Source organism: Clostridium sp. AM27-31LB, from assembly GCF_003480745.1.
GTDB lineage: Bacteria > Bacillota > Clostridia > Lachnospirales > Lachnospiraceae > Butyribacter > Butyribacter intestini.
In genome coordinates, this window is record NZ_QUJS01000001.1 from 206,667 (window position 1) to 226,399 (window position 19,733).

General features: G+C 37.3%; 17 protein-coding genes, 1 tRNA gene and 1 riboswitch. Of the genes, 14 read left to right on the top strand and 4 right to left on the bottom strand.

Annotated features, from left to right (window positions below; translation table 11 throughout):
• Window positions 1–132: 132 nt before the first annotated feature.
• The 7 genes from DW721_RS00860 (at window position 133) to DW721_RS00890 (ending at window position 6,521) form a co-directional block, all read left to right on the top strand.
• The gene (locus DW721_RS00860; protein ID WP_022013323.1) at window positions 133–630 is read left to right on the top strand and encodes a SpoVA/SpoVAEb family sporulation membrane protein; all 498 of its coding nucleotides are present in this window, start codon (window positions 133–135) and stop codon (window positions 628–630) included.
• A gap of 240 nt (window positions 631–870) precedes the next feature.
• Window positions 871–2,580, top strand: coding sequence for an AAA family ATPase (locus DW721_RS00865; protein WP_118744500.1), 1,710 nt, complete (start codon window positions 871–873; stop codon window positions 2,578–2,580).
• Between the two features lie 160 nt (window positions 2,581–2,740).
• Complete coding sequence (locus DW721_RS00870; protein ID WP_118744501.1) at window positions 2,741–3,544, top strand: DUF975 family protein; 804 nt, start codon at window positions 2,741–2,743, stop codon at window positions 3,542–3,544.
• A 105-nt stretch (window positions 3,545–3,649) separates the two neighbouring features.
• Window positions 3,650–3,720, top strand: a tRNA-Trp gene (locus tag DW721_RS00875).
• Window positions 3,721–3,855: 135 nt separating this feature from the next.
• Window positions 3,856–4,185 (top strand): hypothetical protein, encoded by a 330-nt coding sequence (locus DW721_RS00880; RefSeq protein WP_022015468.1) that lies wholly within the window; start codon window positions 3,856–3,858, stop codon window positions 4,183–4,185.
• 124 nt (window positions 4,186–4,309) lie between these two features.
• Window positions 4,310–4,543 carry a hypothetical protein gene (locus DW721_RS00885; RefSeq protein ID WP_022015467.1) on the top strand — a complete coding sequence of 78 codons (234 nt, stop codon included), beginning with the start codon at window positions 4,310–4,312 and terminating at the stop codon, window positions 4,541–4,543.
• A gap of 154 nt (window positions 4,544–4,697) precedes the next feature.
• Entirely contained in the window at window positions 4,698–6,521 is a 1,824-nt protein-coding gene (locus DW721_RS00890) for a B12-binding domain-containing radical SAM protein (RefSeq protein ID WP_022015466.1), read from the top strand.
• A 39-nt stretch (window positions 6,522–6,560) separates the two neighbouring features.
• Here the strand turns inward: DW721_RS00890 and DW721_RS00895 are convergent, their stop codons facing one another.
• Window positions 6,561–7,172, bottom strand: a complete 612-nt coding sequence (locus tag DW721_RS00895; protein WP_118744502.1) for a hypothetical protein — start codon at window positions 7,170–7,172, stop codon at window positions 6,561–6,563.
• 643 nt (window positions 7,173–7,815) lie between these two features.
• Between DW721_RS00895 and DW721_RS00900 the strand changes: the two genes are divergently transcribed.
• The 7 genes from DW721_RS00900 (at window position 7,816) to DW721_RS00930 (ending at window position 14,862) form a co-directional block, all read left to right on the top strand.
• The gene (locus DW721_RS00900) at window positions 7,816–9,279 is read left to right on the top strand and encodes a VanW family protein (RefSeq protein ID WP_118744503.1); all 1,464 of its coding nucleotides are present in this window, start codon (window positions 7,816–7,818) and stop codon (window positions 9,277–9,279) included.
• A 22-nt stretch (window positions 9,280–9,301) separates the two neighbouring features.
• The gene (locus DW721_RS00905; RefSeq protein ID WP_118744504.1) at window positions 9,302–10,282 is read left to right on the top strand and encodes an AIR synthase family protein; all 981 of its coding nucleotides are present in this window, start codon (window positions 9,302–9,304) and stop codon (window positions 10,280–10,282) included.
• A gap of 70 nt (window positions 10,283–10,352) precedes the next feature.
• Complete coding sequence (locus DW721_RS00910; protein ID WP_118500009.1) at window positions 10,353–10,850, top strand: Lrp/AsnC family transcriptional regulator; 498 nt, start codon at window positions 10,353–10,355, stop codon at window positions 10,848–10,850.
• Window positions 10,847–12,004: an aminotransferase class I/II-fold pyridoxal phosphate-dependent enzyme gene (locus DW721_RS00915; RefSeq protein ID WP_118744505.1), complete on the top strand. Its 1,158-nt coding sequence runs from the start codon at window positions 10,847–10,849 to the stop codon at window positions 12,002–12,004. The genes DW721_RS00910 and DW721_RS00915 overlap by 4 nt, the downstream gene beginning before the upstream one ends.
• Before the next feature lie 90 nt (window positions 12,005–12,094).
• Window positions 12,095–12,598, top strand: a complete 504-nt coding sequence (trmL, locus tag DW721_RS00920; protein WP_055944243.1) for a tRNA (uridine(34)/cytosine(34)/5-carboxymethylaminomethyluridine(34)-2'-O)-methyltransferase TrmL — start codon at window positions 12,095–12,097, stop codon at window positions 12,596–12,598.
• A 348-nt stretch (window positions 12,599–12,946) separates the two neighbouring features.
• Window positions 12,947–13,936, top strand: coding sequence for a 6-phosphofructokinase (gene pfkA, locus DW721_RS00925; RefSeq protein WP_022015458.1), 990 nt, complete (start codon window positions 12,947–12,949; stop codon window positions 13,934–13,936).
• Between the two features lie 63 nt (window positions 13,937–13,999).
• Window positions 14,000–14,138: riboswitch (THF riboswitch) on the top strand.
• A gap of 187 nt (window positions 14,139–14,325) precedes the next feature.
• Window positions 14,326–14,862 (top strand): folate family ECF transporter S component, encoded by a 537-nt coding sequence (locus DW721_RS00930; protein WP_055944241.1) that lies wholly within the window; start codon window positions 14,326–14,328, stop codon window positions 14,860–14,862.
• 147 nt (window positions 14,863–15,009) lie between these two features.
• Here DW721_RS00930 and DW721_RS00935 read toward each other — a convergent pair whose 3' ends face one another.
• The 3 genes from DW721_RS00935 to DW721_RS00945 form a co-directional block, all read right to left on the bottom strand.
• On the bottom strand, window positions 15,010–16,431 hold the full coding sequence (locus DW721_RS00935) for a HAMP domain-containing sensor histidine kinase (RefSeq protein ID WP_243035918.1): 1,422 nt from the start codon (window positions 16,429–16,431) through the stop codon (window positions 15,010–15,012).
• A gap of 107 nt (window positions 16,432–16,538) precedes the next feature.
• Window positions 16,539–17,249, bottom strand: coding sequence for a response regulator transcription factor (locus tag DW721_RS00940; RefSeq protein ID WP_118744506.1), 711 nt, complete (start codon window positions 17,247–17,249; stop codon window positions 16,539–16,541).
• A 14-nt stretch (window positions 17,250–17,263) separates the two neighbouring features.
• Window positions 17,264–19,642: an endonuclease MutS2 gene (locus tag DW721_RS00945; RefSeq protein ID WP_118744507.1), complete on the bottom strand. Its 2,379-nt coding sequence runs from the start codon at window positions 19,640–19,642 to the stop codon at window positions 17,264–17,266.
• Between the last annotated feature and the right edge of the window lie 91 nt (window positions 19,643–19,733).

Sequence of the window (19,733 nt, forward strand, 5' to 3'; positions counted from 1 at the left end):
GTAATATTGTGATTTTAGATAATATTTATGAGGATTTGGGTGAATGTTTGATACTATATGTCACAATATGCACTAATGAATGGTTTTGCAGGTAACATAGAATATGTCGGCAGCATAGAAACGAGGTTAAATATGAGTGAAAAAAACAGTAATGAACCCGGTATTGGGGCAGTTTTAAATGAGAAAGATAAAAACAAACAGAAAGAAATGTATAATAAATATGTGGAAAACATGACGCCAAAATCAAACGGATGGTTAAATTGTCTTAAAGCATTTAGTGTAGGTGGAGCAATCTGCCTTATAGGTGAGATATTGAACCATGTATATATGTCATTTGGAAATGATAAGGAACTTGCAGGAATGTTCACCACACTGACACTTGTTGGGGTAAGTGTCATACTTACGGGCTTTAATATTTATCAGAAACTCGGACAGTTTGCAGGGGCGGGAAGTATTGTTCCGATAACGGGATTTGCAAACTCAGTTGTATCTCCGGCAATAGAGTATCAGGCAGAAGGGGATGTATTTGGTGTGGGATGTAAGATATTTACCATATCGGGACCGGTAATCCTCTACGGAATATTCAGCAGTTTTTTGCTGGGGGTCATATATTGGATAATGAGTATGTAAATATGCCGTAACAGTTCACCAGCAGGTTTATGAATGTAATAAATTAACGGCTGAACTGATATGGTATAACAAATAATTATAATGGCGGTTAAATGTATAGATATGCATTTGACCGCCATTTTGTTTTTTGCTAGACTATATAAAAAGGGAATTGTGAAAAGAATTATATTTGCACAATTTATACACAAATAAAGGTGGCTTCGTAAAAAACAGATTATATAAAAAGGATGGAGATGCGATATGGGAGACAAACTTAAATTGCCGGTTGGAATAGATGATTTTGAGAAAATCCGCAGAAATACTTTTTACTACATTGACAAGACAAAATTAATTGAACAATTATTTGTTAATTGGGGTGAAGTAAATCTTTTTACGCGTCCACGCCGTTTTGGAAAGACGCTCAATATGAGTATGCTTAAATGTTTTTTTGAGATTGGAGCAGACGAAACATTATTTAATGGACTATATATATCCGGAAACAGGCAGTTATGTGAAGAACATATGGGAAAGTATCCCGTAATTTTTTTGTCTTTAAAAAATGTTGAGGGATTGACTTTTGAAAATGCAAAATATCAGATGGCTGAACTGGTAGGCAGAGAAGCAGAGAGGTTTGGATTTTTAAAACAGAGTGAAAGATTAAGTGAAAATGATAAAGAAGTTTATCTGGCATTGACAAGGAAAGTAAATGGAAAGTATGTGATTGATGATGATATATTGTATGCGTCATTGCAAACATTATCTGAGATGTTATATAAACATTACGGAAAGAAAACAGTAATATTGATAGATGAATATGATGTACCTTTGGATAAGGCTTTTGGACATGGATATTACAGGGAAATGGTTGCTCTGATACATGCCGTGTTTAGAAAGGCACTTAAGACAAATTTTGCATTGGAGTTTGCAGTACTTACAGGCTGTTTGCGTGTATCAAAAGAAAGCATATTTACGGGATTAAACAACTTTAAGATACTGTCTGTCACAGATACAAGGTTTGATGAGCAGTTTGGTTTTACCGATAAAGAAGTAAAAGAACTTTTAGCTTATTATCATATTGAAAATAGATTTGATGAAACAAAGCGGTGGTATGACGGTTATCACTTTGGAAATGCAGATGTTTACTGTCCGTGGGATGTAATAAACCATGTGGATAGGATAAAGGACGATGCCAATGCCGGACCGGAGGCTTATTGGATAAATACCAGCGGAAATGAACTGGTGAAAAGATTTGTTGACAGGGCAGGAAAGACAACAAGAAACGAGATAGAAAGGCTTATAGCAGGCGAGTCGATAGAAAAGCATATACGCTTAGACCTTACATATGATGAGATAGACAACAGCATTGACAATCTGTGGAGCGTCTTGTTTACTACGGGTTACCTGACACAGACAGGATTGACAAAAGACGGTGCTTACAAGCTTGTGATACCCAACAGGGAAGTAAGGGAAGTATTTAAATTACAGATTAATGAGTGGTTTAAAAAGTCGATATTTTCTAACACTGACCGTCTGCAGGCTTTCTGGAAATCATTTGAGGAGGGAAACACACTAGAAATAGAAAAATACATTAACAGGGTGCTTAGCAATTCGATAAGTGTATTTGATACAAAAGCAAGAAAAGAAGAAAAAGAAAGCTCATATCACAATCTTCTGGTAGGCATACTTACCGGTAACGATGACTGGCTTGTAAAATCAAATGCAGAAGCAGGAGAAGGCTTTGCTGACATTATAGTAGAAACGGATGACCCGGATGCAGGTATCATAGCCGAACTTAAATATACAAAAGACTTCAAAGAAATGGAAACGGCTTGCAGTAAAGCATTAGAGCAGATAAAAGACAGGCGGTATCAGGAATATCTGTTAAATGATGACAGGCGGGATATTTTGCTTTATGGAATTGCATTTTGCAAAAAGAGATGCAAAGTTATCGCTGAAAAGATGAAAATATAACAGTTCAGCCCCAAAAAAGATAAAAATTTGATTATTGTTATGGTAATCAAAGTAAAAAAATGGTAATATGATATAAAAGGGTAAAACAGATTGCAATGCATCAATCCGTTGCATCTGTAAATGGGCATCTTATCATTTTTTACAAAAAGGGGGAGAAGCTATGTGGTCAAGAGTTGAATTAAAAACACAGGCAAAAAATCTGTTAAAACTTAATTACTGGCTGTTTGTGCTTGGAGGTATCATACTTTCATTTGTCACGACCGGACATATAAGCGGTTCAGGTGGTTTGAAACTTAATTATAATGCTAACAGTAAGAATATTTATGATATTAGTAATAGTATTGGTGACGCATTTTCTTCAGACCAAAAGGATATAACATATGATTTTAAGGACTCGATAAACGAAATTACCGGAAGTATCACTCCATCAATCGCAAAGACTATTATCGCTGTCGTGATAGGCAGTATAGTCATTGCACTTGTTGCAGCTTTGATAGGTATAGCGTTATCTGTTTTTGTGTTTAATCCAATCCAGGTAGGTGCAAAAAGATTTTTCAGCAGGAGTTATGAGGCAAGATGTGATATGGGAGAAATCTCATATGGATTTAAAAGTAATTATCTGAACATTGTAAAAATAATGTTTTTCAGGTCATTATTTACCGTTTTGTGGGGACTGCTTTTTATCATACCGGGTATTATAAAGGCATATGAGTATTCGATGATTCCATATCTTTTAAGTGAAAATCCTGATATGGATATGCAGCAGGCTTTCGATGAGAGCAGAAGAATGACTTACGGTCAGAAGTGGCAGATATTTGTACTTGACCTGTCTTTTATAGGATGGAATATTTTAAGTTCGTTTACGCTGGGATTGCTTGGAATATTCTTTGTATCTCCATATATGTGTCTTACTAAGGCAGGACTTTACCGCAGACTCAGAGGGTATAATGATTATAAGTATTAAAAAAAAGGGTATTAAAAAAATGTTGAAAAAATTGCAAAAAACTGTTGACATAATAAAAGGCGTATGCTATTATCTAATAGTCGCGTGTGAGCGAGCACTTAATATAGGGGTGTAGTTCATCGGTAGAATAAGAGTCTCCAAAACTCCAGAGGAGGGTTCGATTCCTTCCACCCCTGCTACCAAGAAGTCTATCCGTTTTGGATAGGCTTTTTTCGATTTATCAGTAGCAAATGATATGATAACTGTATAAAAGACAGATTTATCAGCTATATATTTTGTATATATTTTTTGGGGAAAGTGAGGTATAGACTATGAATAATAGGAAGTCCTTTTATGATGTAAGTTCTTTTTACAATAAAAAGGCAATATTAAAGTGCAGTTTCAAAGGGATGAGATACCAGGTTCAGGGAGTTTCAAAAGAAGATGATGAAAAAGTGCTTCAGGCAGATGTGTGGCCGGAGCCGTTCTGTTATGAAAAGACACCGCTTGACTTTCATACCGTTAAAGAATTTGAGTATAGCGAGGACGGACTTGATAAGGTTTATGAATGGATATGTGAGCAGTATGAAGCCAGAAAAGACGAGTGGGATTTTGCACTCAAAAATCCACTCGACAAAGCAAAACAGATGGGACTTATGTAGTAAAAGTTTTGGATTTTTAGTTAGACAGATAGGATTTGTGAAATAAAAGTAATATGCTCATTACAAGCGCATCATAAATGTGAACAGTAATTGATAATGTAATAAGATTGGAGATGACGGTATCGTGGATTATAAGAAATATCTGATAGAGGGATTTTGTCCGGTTGACAAGTATCATTGCCTGATGCCTGTAGAGTATGAGAGTTATGAGAAAGATGGTGCTGTTGCCGGGTATCATAAAAAAAGAATGGTGTGCAGACACGCACTCGCGGGCTCCTGTGAAAATGAGGGAGAGTGTAAGTTTTTTGAGGACGCACCAAAGACACTTGGCAAAGATGAGAAGTGGTATGAGCAGTAATTGTGAAACTAATGATATGTTGTGCTGATTGTGAGGATATAATAATACCGCAGACATATTTGCACTATGCCGCGTTAGCGGCAGTATGGATGGCAATAAAAATATTAAATGTAAGTAAAAGACACTGAATAAATGAAATTAAGAGGTTTAAAATATGATTTTACTTGTTGGAATAAATGCCAAGTATATACATTCAAATCTTGGGATATACTGTATTCAGGCATATGCGAGGAAACATGGGATAGATGATAGTGATTTTCAGATAAAGGAATACACAATAAATCAGGAGATTGATTTTATATTGGGTGATATATTCCTTGAAAAGCCTAAAATGATAGGTTTTTCATGTTATATATGGAATATTGACATTGTTGCCGGAATTTCTAAGGAAATCCACAAAATAATGCCGGATGTGCCTATATGGCTCGGAGGTCCGGAGGTTTCATATGACTGTGATATGCAGCTAAAAAAATATCCGTGGATAAAAGGCATAATAAGCGGCGAGGGTGAGGTGAGTTTTTACGAACTTATAAATCATTATCTTGCGGAAACGGTGGGAAATATTAAGGTTGGTTTAAATATACCGGGATTGTCTGATATTAAGGGAATAGTCTACAGGGAAGATGCGGTCGCATCCGGTGTAGATAATATAGTCACAAATCCTCCGAGGGAGAATATGTCTATGGATGATATTCCGTTTCCATATACAAAAGATGCAGGATTTGACATTGACACTCTTAAAAACAGAATAATCTATTATGAGACAAGCCGTGGGTGTCCTTATGGGTGCAGTTATTGTCTTTCTTCGGTAGATAAAAAGGTAAGGTTTAGGAGTATGGCACTTGTCGAAAACGAATTGCAATTTTTCCTCGATATGAAAGTGCCGCAGGTAAAATTTGTTGACAGGACATTTAATTGCAATCATGAACATACAATGGCAATATGGAAATATATTTATGAGCATGACAATGGAGTGACGAATTTTCATTTTGAACTGTCAGCAGATCTTCTCACGGATGAGGAGATAGAATATGTTAAAAATTTCAGACCGGGGCTTGTGCAGTTTGAAATAGGAGTGCAGACGGCTAACAGTGAGACATTAAAGGCAATTCATAGGAATCCTGATCTTACAGTCTTAAAACAGAAAGTTGCAAAGATAAGAAAACAGAGAAATATCCACCAGCATTTAGACCTTATAGTAGGTCTTCCGTATGAGGATTATGATTCTTTTAAAAATTCGTACAATGTTGTTTATGAGATGAAACCGGATCAGCTGCAGCTTGGATTTTTAAAGGTCTTAAAGGGTTCGCCGATATATTATGACAGAGAAAAATTTGCTATAGTATATCAGGACAGAGCACCGTATGAAGTTCTTTTTACCGACTGGGTATCGTATATGGATGTACTTAAATTAAAGCGTGTTGAGGATATGACGGAGCGTTATTACAACAGTATGCAGTTTGAGGCATCACTGCCGTATATTATTTCATTTTTTGATACACCGTTTGATTTCTTTATGCAGATAGGAAATTTTTATAAAAAGATGGGATATGAAGGAATACACCAGTCAAGACTTCAAAATTACGAGATATTGTTAGAATTTGTACTTGATATATGTAAGCCTGATAAAAGAAAAGAGGAAGTGTTAAGGCAGCTTATAATATATGATATTTATGCGAGGGAAAATCTTAAAAACAGACCCATATTTGTGGGATATGAGTCAGAGATACCAAAAGATGAAGTCAGGACATTTTACAAAAAAGAGGAGTCAGAGCATAAGTATCTTAAAGGATATGATGGAAATGACTGGAAACAGCTTCACAGGATGACGCATCTTGAACAGTTTGATATTGATATACAGGATTATCTGAAAACCGGAATCATAAATGATAAAAAAAGCAGACTTCTGTTTGATTATAAAAACAGAAATCCGCTCGACCATCAGGCATCGATATATAAAATTGCTTTTAGCCACTGACAGCAGAAAATATAAATGATATGCTATATTAGTAATATACTAATAGTTTTGGAGCATCTGATTGAGTTTATTTGTGATAGACTCTTTCAGATATGCATCGGAATACTGAATCTTGTCGATAAGTTTTTGAACTTTGTCGATATCGTCATTTTCAAGATATATTTTGGCAAGTCCAATGTAGCAGCCTGATATGTCACAGTTAAGTGTGTTTATGGCATACTCAAATATCTGTTTTGCACGGTTTTTGTCACCGTGGTTTAGCAGGTATGTGCCCCATTTATTTAACAGACTTAAAAATTTAAGATAGTTCTGGTCATAGAAGGAGAGTATTTCAAAATTTCCGCGTCCGTATGCAAATTTTATATCAGTGTTTGTCATACCGGAAAGATTTATCATTTTTTTTGACATAACATCTGATATATCTTTCTGTATCTGGATGAGCTCTATATCATTTGTTTGTTCGTTAAAAGGCAGTACCTCTTTTGGAACGGATATGTATTCGAGCATTGAAATATCTTTGTTTCTTGAAAAGTCAGCTTCGTGTTCACGCTGCCAGAAATCTTTGTTTGAGGTTTCGTTTTTGTCCTGTTGTTTTAACTTGACGCGAAGCCACAATAAGAATACAATAAAGCATATAAAAAATACAGGCATATTTTTTTCCTTTCAGGTAAATTAAAAATCGGCACTGTTCACATAACAGTTGCGGAAAATAACATATTATAGTGTATGGAAAATCATACAGAATGGAGGATCTATATGAATTTTTTCAATAAAAAAAACCAGCAGAAGATTGCAGCAGTTATATGTATAATATTGGTTATAGCAATGGTTCTGCCAATCGTATTCCAGTATTTACAGTAAATGTTTTCTGGTTTTATAAGTGTTTTGTGCTTATTGTAAAAAGAAAACAATGGCAATGGAATAATAATTACATGGTTATATAGCTGTAAATAAAAACAGACAAAAGAGTCAAAAGGGCTAAGGAAAACATTCTTTATGCGAATATTTTGACTCTTTAGTATTATATTAAGCATAATCAAAAAAAAATAAAATGTCAAATTAAATGATATTAGGGTCAAAAGTAGATAGCGATGCATATTTATATGCAAATTGCTATCTACTGGCTTGACCCACCAAACACTGACATGAAGCAGATTTGCTTGCAAACATGCGAGAATGGAGGTGTTTGCAGGATTGCGAAAATTGCGTAGCAATGAAGCAATCCTAAGCATCAGTTAGGGTCAAAATACCTTTTGACCCCAACATCATTAAATGAAAAGGTTGATGGATAATTATGAAAAAAAAAGAAAAGAAATCGTGTATTATATTGTCGGGGATGGTTGTTGCAGCAATTATTGCGGCAGTTCTTTTTATTGTAATGATAAAGAAAACAGGTGGAAACACCATAATAGAGGGTGCAAATATAAATGGTGTTGATATTGGCGGACTTACAAAAGCAAAAGCACAGAACAAAATTGATAAATACATCGCAGAACTTAAAAACAGACAGGTTATTATTAAATATGGCAATGCAGGAAAGGAATCAAAGACTACTATTGATAAACTTGGATTTGAGGTAGAAGATAAAGATTATGTAGATAAGGCTTATCAGATAGGAAAAAAAGGAAGTATCTTTAAAAAATTCAAAGAAATCGTAAGCTGTTCAAAAAAAGATGTGACATATAAGCTTAAAACAAATCTGAATGAAGATAAGCTTAGAAATTTTATTAAATTAAAAAGCAAGATTCATAATAAAACGATGAAGAATTCAAGATTAAAGATGGTAAAAGGAAAGCTTAAGGCGACAAAAGACCGCACCGGTTTAAAGATTAATGTTGATGCTACTGTTGATAGATTTAGTGAAAAATTAAATAGTGATTTGAATGATAAAAAGCTTGTATTGGATGCCGTCGTAAGCATAAAGAAGCCTAAATATACAAGAAAGATGTATTCAAAATGTACGGATTTGCTCGGTGAATATTCTACGGATTACAGTTCATCAACGGCAGACAGGTGTAGTAATGTTCAGACGGCAGCAGAACGCATAAATGGAACTATTTTAAAGCCGGGGCAGACTTTTTCAACAGTGAAAGTTATAAAAGAAAGAACAGTTGAAAATGGTTATAAAGCCGCACCGGAATATGCAGGTGGAAAAGTAGTATCAGGTGTCGGTGGAGGTGTATGTCAGGTTTCAACAACGCTTTATAATGCCGTTATAAATGCAGAACTTGAAGTTGTTGAGCGTTCTCCTCATTCAATGGTCGTACATTATGTAAATGTGTCGAGGGATGCGGCAATATCAGGAAATTATAAGGATTTGAAATTTAAGAACAATACAAAATCACTTATATACATTGCGGCTTCAGCAAATGGCGGGGTGCTTTCGTTTAAAATATTTGGTGAGGACACGAGAGAAAAGGACAGAAAGATTGCATTTGAGTCGGAGATAGTAGAGGAAAAACATCCTGAGGGTGAAGTTGTAACAGTCGATACGACTAAGCCGTCAGGATACAGGGAGATAACCCAGTCAGCACATACGGGATATAATGCAAAATTATGGAAGATAATCTATATAAAAGGTGTTGAGAAAGAGAGAGTTCTTGTAAACACAAGCTCCTACAATGCAGAACCACAGCATGTGACAGTTGGAAAGCAGCAGGAAGTTAAAAAGGAAGAAAACACAAAAATTGATAAAAAACAGAGTGAACAAAAGAAAACAGAAACTAAGAAAAATACTGAAAAAAAAGAGGAAGATTAAGAAGAAAGGAATATAAAGACAGATGGAAATAGGAAAAGTACCAGAGAATGTTTTAAAGAGAGCGGTATTTAAACAGATAAGACACAGGAGAGAGGAAGTTATATTGCATCCGGGAGTAGGTGAGGACTGTTCGGCTGTAGCAGTCGGCGAGGATGAAGCACTTGTATTTTCGACAGACCCGATAACGGGAACGGACAAGGGAATAGGAAATCTCGCTGTTCATATTACGGCAAATGACCTTGCATCAAGCGGTGCAGAGCCCATAGGGATAATGACGACGATAATTCTTCCTGATGGCACAAGAGAGATAAAGTTAAGGCGGATAATGGAGGAGATTGAGACAGCTTGTTCTAAACTTAAAATAGAGGTGATGGGCGGTCATACTGAAATCTCGGATGCTGTGAACAGACCGATAATAAATGTTACGGGTGTCGGCAAGGTGAAAAAGGGTAAAATTGTTTCAACAGGCGGATTAAAGCCGGGGGATGAGATAGTTATGACGAAGTGGGCAGGACTTGAGGGAACTTCGATAATAGCTGCCGAAAAAGAGGAAAAGCTTCTTGAGACATTGCCACGGGAACTTGTCGATGTGGCAAAGGGATTTAAAGAGTATCTCTCTGTAATACCTGAGTCAAAGATAGCGATGGAAGTTGGTGTCAGTGCAATGCATGATGTTACGGAGGGTGGTGTTTTTGGAGCACTTTGGGAGCTCGGTGAGGCATCAGGGGTCGGAATTACGGCACATCTTGATAAAATTCCGATAAAGCAGGAAACTATCGAGGTATGCGAGGTGTTTAAAATAAATCCGTATATGCTGATATCGAGCGGAAGTATGATGATAGGCTGTGAAAAAGGCAATCTTCTGGTTGAAAAACTAGAGGAGGCAGGCATAAATGCGGCGGTCATAGGAAGAGCAACCGAGGGCAACGACAGGATAGTTGTGAGCAGGGACGAGACAAGGTATATCGGTCCTGCGGGAAGTGATGAACTTTATAAGATTTAGATGCACATACCAATTTAGTTTATTGCAATTTTACTTAATAGAGTTTGAGTATAAGAAATGGAGGGCGTATATGAATAGTGAGCTTAGAGAAAAGATTTTGAATACGATTAGCAAGAACAGCCGTTATTCTACTAAAGAGCTGGCGGCGATGCTTGGCAGTGATGAGACAGCGGTTACAAATGAGCTTAAGCAGATGGAGCAGGAGAATGTCATTTGCGGTTATCCTACACTTATAAACTGGGATAAGACTGACTGTGAGAAAGTGACGGCTCTTATCGAGGTTAAGGTCACACCTCAGCGTGATATGGGATTTAACAAGGTTGCTGAGAGGATTTACAAGTTTGACGAGGTCGAGAGTGTCTATCTTATGTCAGGTGGTTTTGACCTTACTGTTACGATTTCCGGTAAGAGTATGAAAGAAGTTGCGAGATTTGTTTCCGAGAAGCTGTCAACACTTGAGTATGTAAACAGTACAGCGACATATTTTGTGCTTAAAAAATATAAGGAACATGGTGTCGAGATGACAGGTGAGCACCATGAATCAGAAAGGATGTTAATTACACCATGAGAGATGCACTATCAGGTAAGGTTAAACAGATTAAGCCGTCAGGCATAAGAAAATTTTTTGATATAGTAAGTGAGATGGATGATGCCATCTCACTCGGTGTCGGTGAGCCGGATTTTGACACACCGTGGCATATAAGAGAGGAGGGAATTTACTCTCTTGAAAAGGGCAGAACTTTCTATACTTCAAATGCGGGCCTTAGTGAGTTAAAGATAGAAATTTCAAAATATCTTGACAGGCGTTTTGATTTAAAATATGACCCGTCAGATGAGATTATGATAACGGTCGGCGGAAGTGAAGCTATTGACGGAGCACTCAGAGCCATGCTTGATGCAGGTGATGAAGTGATACTTCCACAGCCGAGTTATGTTTCTTATGAGCCTTGTATCGTACTTGCCGACGGAGTTCCGGTCATAGTGGAATTAAAAGAGGAAAATGATTTTAAACTTACAAGAGAGCAGCTTGAAAAAGCCGTGACGGACAAGACTAAAATCCTTATCATGCCGTTTCCAAATAATCCTACAGGTGCGATAATGACAAAAGAGGAATTACAGCCAATTGTTGATTTTGTCATAGAGCATGACCTTTTTGTGATTTCGGATGAGATATATTCTGAGCTTACATACAGTGGAAATCATGTGTCTATCGGTGCATTTCCGGGGATGAAAGAAAGAACCATCGTTATAAACGGATTTTCGAAATCATATGCGATGACTGGCTGGAGACTCGGCTATGCCTGCGGACCCCAAGTAATACTCAAGCAGATATTAAAGATACACCAGTTTGCCATTATGTGTGCTCCGACAACAAGTCAATATGCAGCTATAGAGGCACTTCGCCACGGTGATGATGATGTGGAGAAAATGAGAGATGAGTATGACCGGAGGAGAAGATTTCTCTTAAATGCGTTTGAGGAGATGGGCATAGAGTGTTTCGAGCCATATGGTGCATTTTATATGTTTCCAAGTATAAAGAAATTTGGGATGAGTTCTGACGAGTTTGCGACAAGACTTCTCAAAGAAGAAAAGATAGCGGTAGTGCCGGGAACGGCTTTTGGTGACTGCGGCGAAGGATTTTTGAGGATTTCTTATGCATATTCGATAGATGACCTTAAAGCAGCACTTGAAAGGATAGAAAGATTTATAGAAAAACTTTGATTTTATTTTTTTTACTATCTATTGACAAATATGGAAGCAGTTACGACAGATAAGATTATAGATAAGTTTTAGTTTTACGGGGAGGAAAATATGTTAAATATAGTTTTACTTGAACCTGAGATGCCTGCAAATACGGGAAATATCGGAAGAACCTGCTGTGCGACAGGCACAAGGCTTCATCTTATAGAGCCTATGGGATTTAAGATAAATGACAAGATGCTTAAAAGGGCAGGTCTTGACTACTGGGACAAGCTGGATGTGACGGTTTATGACTGTTATGAAGATTTCCTTGAACAAAATCCTGATGCGGTTAAAAAGATGTATATGGCAACCACCAAGTCAAAACAGGATTATACGGATGTGCAATATGAACCTGATGCTTATATCATGTTTGGCAAGGAGAGTGCAGGGATTCCTGAGGAAATTCTTGTTGAGTCGCAGGATACGGCTATAAGAATACCGATGAACAAGAATATCAGGTCTTTAAATCTGTCAAATTCAGTTGCGATAGTGTTGTATGAGGCACTGAGACAGAATAATTTCTTTGATATGCAGCTTGAGGGAGAACTTCACAGGCTTCATTGGAAAGAATAATAGTAAATGTTTAGTAAAAATAAGAATAAATATAGTGATTTTTAACAGAAGTTTACTTGAAAATTTGTGAATATCGGAGAAAAAAACAAAAACACAAAAAAGTTATTGAAAAAAAAGTCAAATCATAATAGAATGGTTTACGATATAGAAATGAGAATTATGAAAGAAATTAATGCACATTTCGTATTTACATACAAAGCGTGCATGTAAGACGTTCCGAATTGTAAAATTATAAATATAATTCGTTGCTGTTTATATATGCAAATGGTGACAATAAATGTGCACTCAAAATTCTTCGTCTTGAGAAGATACAGAGAGTACATAGCAAATGGAATGGAGGATAATAAAATGAGTGAGACAAAGGGTAAGATTGCGGTATTGACAAGTGGAGGAGATGCTCCGGGAATGAATGCTGCAATTCGTGCGGTAGTGCGTACGGGTATTTCTAAAGGATATGAAGTATATGGGGTCAGAAGAGGATATAATGGTATCCTTAACAGAGAGATGGATCTTCTTACTTTCCATGATGTTTCAGAGAAACTTCAGCATGGTGGTACATTCCTTTTTACAGCGAGAAGTGCTGAGTTCAGAGAGGAAGAGGGAAAGAAAAAGGCAGCAGCAATCTGTAAGGAACTTGGTATAGAGACACTTATCGTTATCGGTGGTGACGGATCATTTACAGGAGCTAAGAACCTTTCAAAATATGGTGTTAATGTTATCGGTCTTCCTGGAACTATAGACCTTGACATTGCATATACAGATTATACTATCGGATTTGACACGGCAGTAAATACAGCTATGGAAGCTATCGACAGACTTCGTGAGACATCAAATTCACATGAGCGCTGCAGCGTAGTTGAGGTAATGGGACGTTCAGCCGGTTATATTGCACTCTGGTGTGGTATTGCAAACGGTGCAGAACAGATTCTTATACCTGAGAAGTTTGACAACAACTATGATAAACTTATCGAGGAGATAAAGAATAACCGTGCAAGCGGTATGACACATCAGATTATTGTAAATGCTGAGGGAATCGGTCATTCATATGGTCTTGCAAAGAAAATTGAAGAGGCAACAGGTATCGAGACGCGCGCTACTATCCTCGGACATTTACAGCGTGGAGGAAGTCCTACAGCAAGAGACAGAGTTTACGCTTCAGTTATGGGTGCATATGCCATTGACTGTATCGAAAAAGGCAAGAAGAACAGACTTATCGGTTATAAAGAAGGTCATGTCTATGATGTTGACATTGAGGAAGCATTCCAGATGACAAAGAGTATTGATGATTATGAGTATGAAGTAGCAGGTATTCTTGGAACAAGATGCGAATACAAATAAGATCGCAAATCTGATATCATATAAAGAATATCAGTAAACATAAAAATTAAATATTTAAATATGAACAGAGTAGGAAGTCATGCGTTAAGTACCAAAGGATGGGAAGTTGTCTTTGGGCGAAAAGAAAATGTCTGTTGTTGTACGCACTATAGTGTGCGGACAGGAACTTAGTTCTTGCGGTATGGCTTTCGCATCCACTGTCAGAAATGAATGAAAAACACTCATTACCTGAATAATGGTTTACTTTGAGTGTTTTTCTTTGTATAACTTACTTTAAAATAAAATACAATAGATTTGTTTGGGTGAATTATACTGGTTTCGGCTCCGTTATTACTGTTCACACCTGTGGTGTGAATTAGTAGTGCTCCGTTCATTAGAAAGGGCAAAAAATGAAGGAAAAGAAAATTAGGATTTCAGTAAGAGACATTACACTTATGGCTATGCTTATAGCTATTGAGATTGTTTTATCAAGGTTTTGTTCCATTCAGGCATGGAATGTAAAGATTGGTTTTGCATTTATAGCTCCGGTTACGGCTGCTATTCTGATGGGACCGGCACAGGCTGCTGTTGTTGCGGGAGTTGCGGACGTGCTCGGAACACTTATGTTCCCTATAGGACCATATTTTCCGGGATTTACGCTTAACTCATGCTTAAATGGTCTTGTATGGGGATTGTTTTTACATAAGAAGCCATCTATACCAAAAGCAGCGATAGCCGCAGGAATAAACCAGTTTATAATAGGTTTATTTATTACAACATTTTGGATCTCAGTGTTATATGGTTCACCATATTTATCATTATTACCTGTAAGACTTACGCAGGCGTGTATTCTTTTTGTGGCACAGTTTGTAACTATATCAGTGCTTCAGGAAGTTTTGTTTAAGAGAATAAAAGGTATATTTCAGGTTGGTGTAAGTGCACAGTAAATAAAAATAATGATAAAACAGATTTGCGATATAAATAAAATAAAAACGGCTGTCGTGCTTATTGTTAAGCATGGCAGCCGTTTTTATTTGATAGGGAAATCGCATATTGTAGTGTTGCATCAACTTTTTTAGTATGAGGGATTTTTATTATTCGGTATGTTTAGGCAGGGAGAAGATAAATTCCGTACCTACACCTTCGGTGCTTATAACATTTATGTTTTCACCATGGTTTTCGATGATTTCTTTAGTAATGGGAAGTCCGAGTCCTGTACCTTTTTTATCTTTACCGCGGGAAAGGTCAGTTTTGTAAAAGCGTTTCCATACTTTTCCAAGACTTTCTTTTGGAATGCCTATACCGTGGTCTTTTACTGATACAAATACTTTTTGATTTTTTTCTCTTGTATGTATTTCGATAGTTGAATCGTCATTGCTGAATTTTATTGCATTGTCTACGAGATTTTGTATAACCTGCTCGATTTTGCTTTGATCGGCATCTACAAGTGAAGTCTTGGCATCAAAGGTTATATCAAGAGAAATGTGCTTTTGGGTGCAGCGTTGTTCAAAGGTTGCGAGACAGCGTTTTAATTCCTTGTTTATATCAAAAGTCGATATTTCAAGGGGAACTCCCTTGTTTTCAAATTCACTGAGTGACAGTAGATTGTTTGTAAGTTTTGTTAATCGTTCAACCTCAAAAAGTATTATGTCGAGATATTTTCCCTGCATTTCCGGAGGAATAGTACCATCTGCCATAGCCTGTGTATAACCTTTGATGGATGTGAGTGGTGACCTGAAATCATGCGACACATTTGCAATAAAGTTTTTCTGATATTCATTTGTATCTTTCATTTTTGTCGCAAGATACTGTATTGCTCCGGCAAGGTCTGTATGGTCATGACCTGCATATTCAGGCATTTGGTAGTCATAGTGACCGGCTGCATATTCCTTTGCTGCCTGCTGCATACTCTTAAGAGGAATAACAGTCTGCAGATAAAGAAAGAGGAGTGCGATAAACAGCAGAGCCGATATTATGATATAGCATATAAGTATCGCATCCACATTCTGCACTGCCTGTGAATGCAGCGTGTTTACCGGCAGTGACAATATGATATAAAAGCTGATGTCAAGTCCTGATGTGACGGGATATACAACACAGAATGATCGGTCTGACAGCAGATTGTCAGCATTAGTGCTGTTTACCGTCTGCTTTGAGAGCAGAGAGGAATCATACTCATTGATATTATAGCCTTCTTTATTTTTTTGCATATCTGAATCAATGATTATTTTTCCGTCAGTTTCACTTATCCAAATGCGTATTCCGGTTGCATTATGTATTGCACAGAGCTGTTTTCTGATAGATGTTATCGAACTTTTAACCAGATATGCATTGGCAAGATATTGTGATTTTATCTCCTCTGCTTCGTTGTATATACTTGTCTCAGCATTATCAAGTAATCTCTGGTACATAAGTTTGTGACCGTAGGTATTTAACAATCCAACGGTCAATACTACAAGCAAGAGATAACAGATTAAAAATTTAAATCGAAGTGATATTTTTATTTTAGACTGCATAAATTTCCTCCCGGGATGTAATAGGTACTCTTGAAATATTCTGAACGAAGAATTTTGGGAGTACATTAATCATTGCCGGCTGCATCATAGATTCTGCCGGTAATTTATCATTCCCTGTATTCAAATTTGTAGCCGATGCCCCATACGGTTTTTAATTCCCAACTCGGATGAGCTTCAAATTTTTCACGAAGTCGTTTGATATGGACATCGACAGTGCGGGTATCTCCAATGTAATCATAACTCCATATATGGTCGAGAAGCTGTTCTCTTGTAAATACCTGGTTTGGATGTGATGCGAGGAAGTACAAAAGTTCAAGCTCCTTAGGCGGCATTTCAATACGTTTGTTTTTGTAAGTTACAGAGTAATCAGTCTGGTTGATGACAAGGTCCGGATAAGTTACACATTCTTTTGGAAGACTGTCATCTGAAGGTTCTGAAACGGCAGGAGCAATGCTGCGCCTTAAAACGGCTTTGACTCTTGCGACCATTTCTTTTGAGTCAAACGGTTTCATGATGTAATCATCTGCACCGAGTTCAAGACCGAGTACCTTGTCAAAAGTCTCGCCTTTTGCCGAGAGCATTATAACAGGAAGTTTAGAGTCTTTTCTTATTTCCCTTAAAACTTCATAACCGTCAATGCCGGGAAGCATTATGTCCAAAAGTACAAGGTTAGGTGCGTATTCGGAAACAGCTTTTATTGCAGATTCCCCGTCGTTTACGATATGAGTATCAAAACATTCTTTTGTGAGATAAAGTCCGATAAGTTCTGCTATATTTTCGTCATCATCAACTATAAGTATTTTTTGTTTCTGTGCCATATTTTTTCTCCTTTTTATTTAAAATTAACTATTGTAACACCCATATCACCCTCTCCAAATTCGCCGAGCCTGAAAGATTTGACATATTTAGTGCGTTTGAGGTGATTGTGTGCAGCCGTCCTTAAGGCTCCGGTTCCTCTTCCGTGTATAATGGTAACCTGGCTCATATGTGCAAGGTAGGCATCATCAAGATATTTTTCAAGTACAGGCATTGCCTGGTCTACAGTCATACCGATAAGATTAATTTCACCTTTGATACCGGATGCCTTATTCATGCGGATTTTACCACTTCCACTGTGATTGCCTGTATTTTCAGGCTTTTTCTGCGGAAGAAGTTCAATATCTTTTATATTTACCTTTGTCCTTAAAAGTCCTGCCTGAACAAAAAGGTCACCTTTTTCATTAGGAAGTGTGCTCACTGTGCCGTTTGCACCAAGTGAGAGTACCTTTATATCTGCACCAATAAACAGGTCAGACGGTTTAAGCTGCTTTGATTTCGGCTTATTATTTTTTACCTTTATCTTTGACTGCTTTGAATCCATCTTTTCACGCAAGGCAGCTCTTTGAGCTTCCATTTCCTTTATGTGTTTATCGCTTGATGCCCACTTTGTATATTTTCTGATGGTCTCGTCGGCATAGTCTTTGGCTTCTGCAAGGATGCGGCTTGCTTCCTCGTTTGCGTGTTGCAATATTCTGTCTTTAGAATTATCTATCTTTTCATTCTTTTCTTTGAGGGATTTCTTTAATTCAGAAATCTCTTTTCGGCTTTTTGAAACCATTTCGTGTTCTTTTTCAAGTTCTACTCTTGTCTTTTCAAGTTCTGCGAGAACATCCTCAAAATGCTTTGCATCGGATGCGACATGATTTTTGGCATCTTCTATAATATCGTCGGTAAGACCGAGTTTGCTAGATATGGCAAATGCGTTACTCTTGCCAGGAACACCTATCAGAAGCTTGTAGGTAGGTTTAAGAGTAGTTACATCAAATTCACAGCAGGCATTTTCAACATCAGGTGTCTGAAGTGCATAGAGTTTTAATTCACTGTAATGTGTTGTAGCCATGACAGTGGAATGTCTGTTGTGAAGATTTGAGAGTATCGCCGTTGCAAGAGCGGCTCCCTCGACCGGGTCAGTTCCTGCACCAAGCTCATCAAATAATACAAGACTGTTTTCATCAGCTTTTTCAAGAATAGATACGGTGTTTACCATATGAGATGAAAATGTACTAAGACTCTGCTCGATACTTTGCTCATCTCCAATATCAGCGTAGACTTCGTTAAAAATTCTAAGGCTTGAGCCGTCAAATGCCGGGATATGAAGTCCGGCCTGTCCCATAAGTGTAAATAGACCTATCGTTTTAAGTGAAACTGTTTTACCACCTGTATTTGGTCCTGTTACGACGAGAAGTGAAAAGTCGCGTCCAAGATGCAGATTTATCGGGACAACTTTTTGGGGGTCGATAAGAGGGTGTCTGCCATCCTTAATATCTATATATTTTTCCTTTGGAAAAACAGGTCTTGTGCCTTTCATATTTTTTGAGAGCATTGCTTTGGCAAAAATGAAATCAAGTTCAGAAAGTATTCTGAAATCCTGCTCGATAAAAAAACTCTGCTCAGCAGTCTGGTTGCTTAAATTAGCAAGTATTTTTTCAATTTCTTCCTGTTCGTCGAGTTCAAGCTGTCTTATTTCATTATTTAATTTGACAACGGATGCCGGTTCAATAAAAAGTGTTGAACCGGTGGCTGACTGGTCGTGAAGCATACCGTTAAATGAAGAGCGGTATTCAGCTTTTACCGGCAGACAGTATCTGCCGTTTCTCATGGTTATGATGGCATCCTGGAGCATACTTCTGCTGCTGCCGTTTACAATGGAGTTAAGCTGGTCATGTATTTTACCGCCTGCAATCTTCATGCTGCGCCTTACATGGCTTAATCCAACACTTGCATCATCAGCAATCGTGTTTTCATCAATGATACAGCGTCGTATCTCTTTCATCAACGGGGAGAGAGGTTCTATAAGCTGGTAGCGTTCATTTAATGAATCGCCTGTCTCATTATTTTCATTAAGATTTTTCCTGAAAAAGTTTTTAACACTTCCTGCTGTTGATAAAAGACTTGATATGTTAAGTAATTCACCAATGCCAAGTATTGAACCAATCTCAAGTCTTTTAAGACTTGCTCGTATGTCCTTTACACCGCCGAAAGAAACCTCACCCTGCGTGAGTATATGCGTGAGAGCATCACTTGTTTCCCGCTGTGCTTTGAGGATATATTCTTCATCATCAGTCGGAAGAAGATTTTTACAATACTCCTTCCCAAGTGGTGATGCGGCATATGACTCAAGTTTCGCTATTATTTTATCATACTCAAGAGTATGTAATGCTTTTATATTCATGTTTGTTCTCCGTTCATCTGTTTCAAAATTACGGACAAAAATATCCATCTTTATTTTACAACATATTATAGGAAGTAATCAAGTACACAGT

Excerpts from the sequence above, each read along its gene's own strand:
- DW721_RS00860 (WP_022013323.1), top strand. The coding sequence starts at position 133 with ATGAGTGAAAAAAACAGTAATGAACCCGGTATTGGGGCAGTTTTAAAT.
- DW721_RS00865 (WP_118744500.1), top strand. The coding sequence starts at position 871 with ATGGGAGACAAACTTAAATTGCCGGTTGGAATAGATGATTTTGAGAAA.
- DW721_RS00870 (WP_118744501.1), top strand. The coding sequence starts at position 2,741 with ATGTGGTCAAGAGTTGAATTAAAAACACAGGCAAAAAATCTGTTAAAA.
- DW721_RS00880 (WP_022015468.1), top strand. The coding sequence starts at position 3,856 with ATGAATAATAGGAAGTCCTTTTATGATGTAAGTTCTTTTTACAATAAA.
- DW721_RS00890 (WP_022015466.1), top strand. The coding sequence starts at position 4,698 with ATGATTTTACTTGTTGGAATAAATGCCAAGTATATACATTCAAATCTT.
- DW721_RS00895 (WP_118744502.1), bottom strand. The coding sequence starts at position 7,172 with ATGCCTGTATTTTTTATATGCTTTATTGTATTCTTATTGTGGCTTCGC.
- DW721_RS00900 (WP_118744503.1), top strand. The coding sequence starts at position 7,816 with ATGAAAAAAAAAGAAAAGAAATCGTGTATTATATTGTCGGGGATGGTT.
- DW721_RS00905 (WP_118744504.1), top strand. The coding sequence starts at position 9,302 with ATGGAAATAGGAAAAGTACCAGAGAATGTTTTAAAGAGAGCGGTATTT.
- DW721_RS00910 (WP_118500009.1), top strand. The coding sequence starts at position 10,353 with ATGAATAGTGAGCTTAGAGAAAAGATTTTGAATACGATTAGCAAGAAC.
- DW721_RS00915 (WP_118744505.1), top strand. The coding sequence starts at position 10,847 with ATGAGAGATGCACTATCAGGTAAGGTTAAACAGATTAAGCCGTCAGGC.
- trmL (WP_055944243.1), top strand. The coding sequence starts at position 12,095 with ATGTTAAATATAGTTTTACTTGAACCTGAGATGCCTGCAAATACGGGA.
- pfkA (WP_022015458.1), top strand. The coding sequence starts at position 12,947 with ATGAGTGAGACAAAGGGTAAGATTGCGGTATTGACAAGTGGAGGAGAT.
- DW721_RS00930 (WP_055944241.1), top strand. The coding sequence starts at position 14,326 with ATGAAGGAAAAGAAAATTAGGATTTCAGTAAGAGACATTACACTTATG.
- DW721_RS00935 (WP_243035918.1), bottom strand. The coding sequence starts at position 16,431 with ATGCAGTCTAAAATAAAAATATCACTTCGATTTAAATTTTTAATCTGT.
- DW721_RS00940 (WP_118744506.1), bottom strand. The coding sequence starts at position 17,249 with ATGGCACAGAAACAAAAAATACTTATAGTTGATGATGACGAAAATATA.
- DW721_RS00945 (WP_118744507.1), bottom strand. The coding sequence starts at position 19,642 with ATGAATATAAAAGCATTACATACTCTTGAGTATGATAAAATAATAGCG.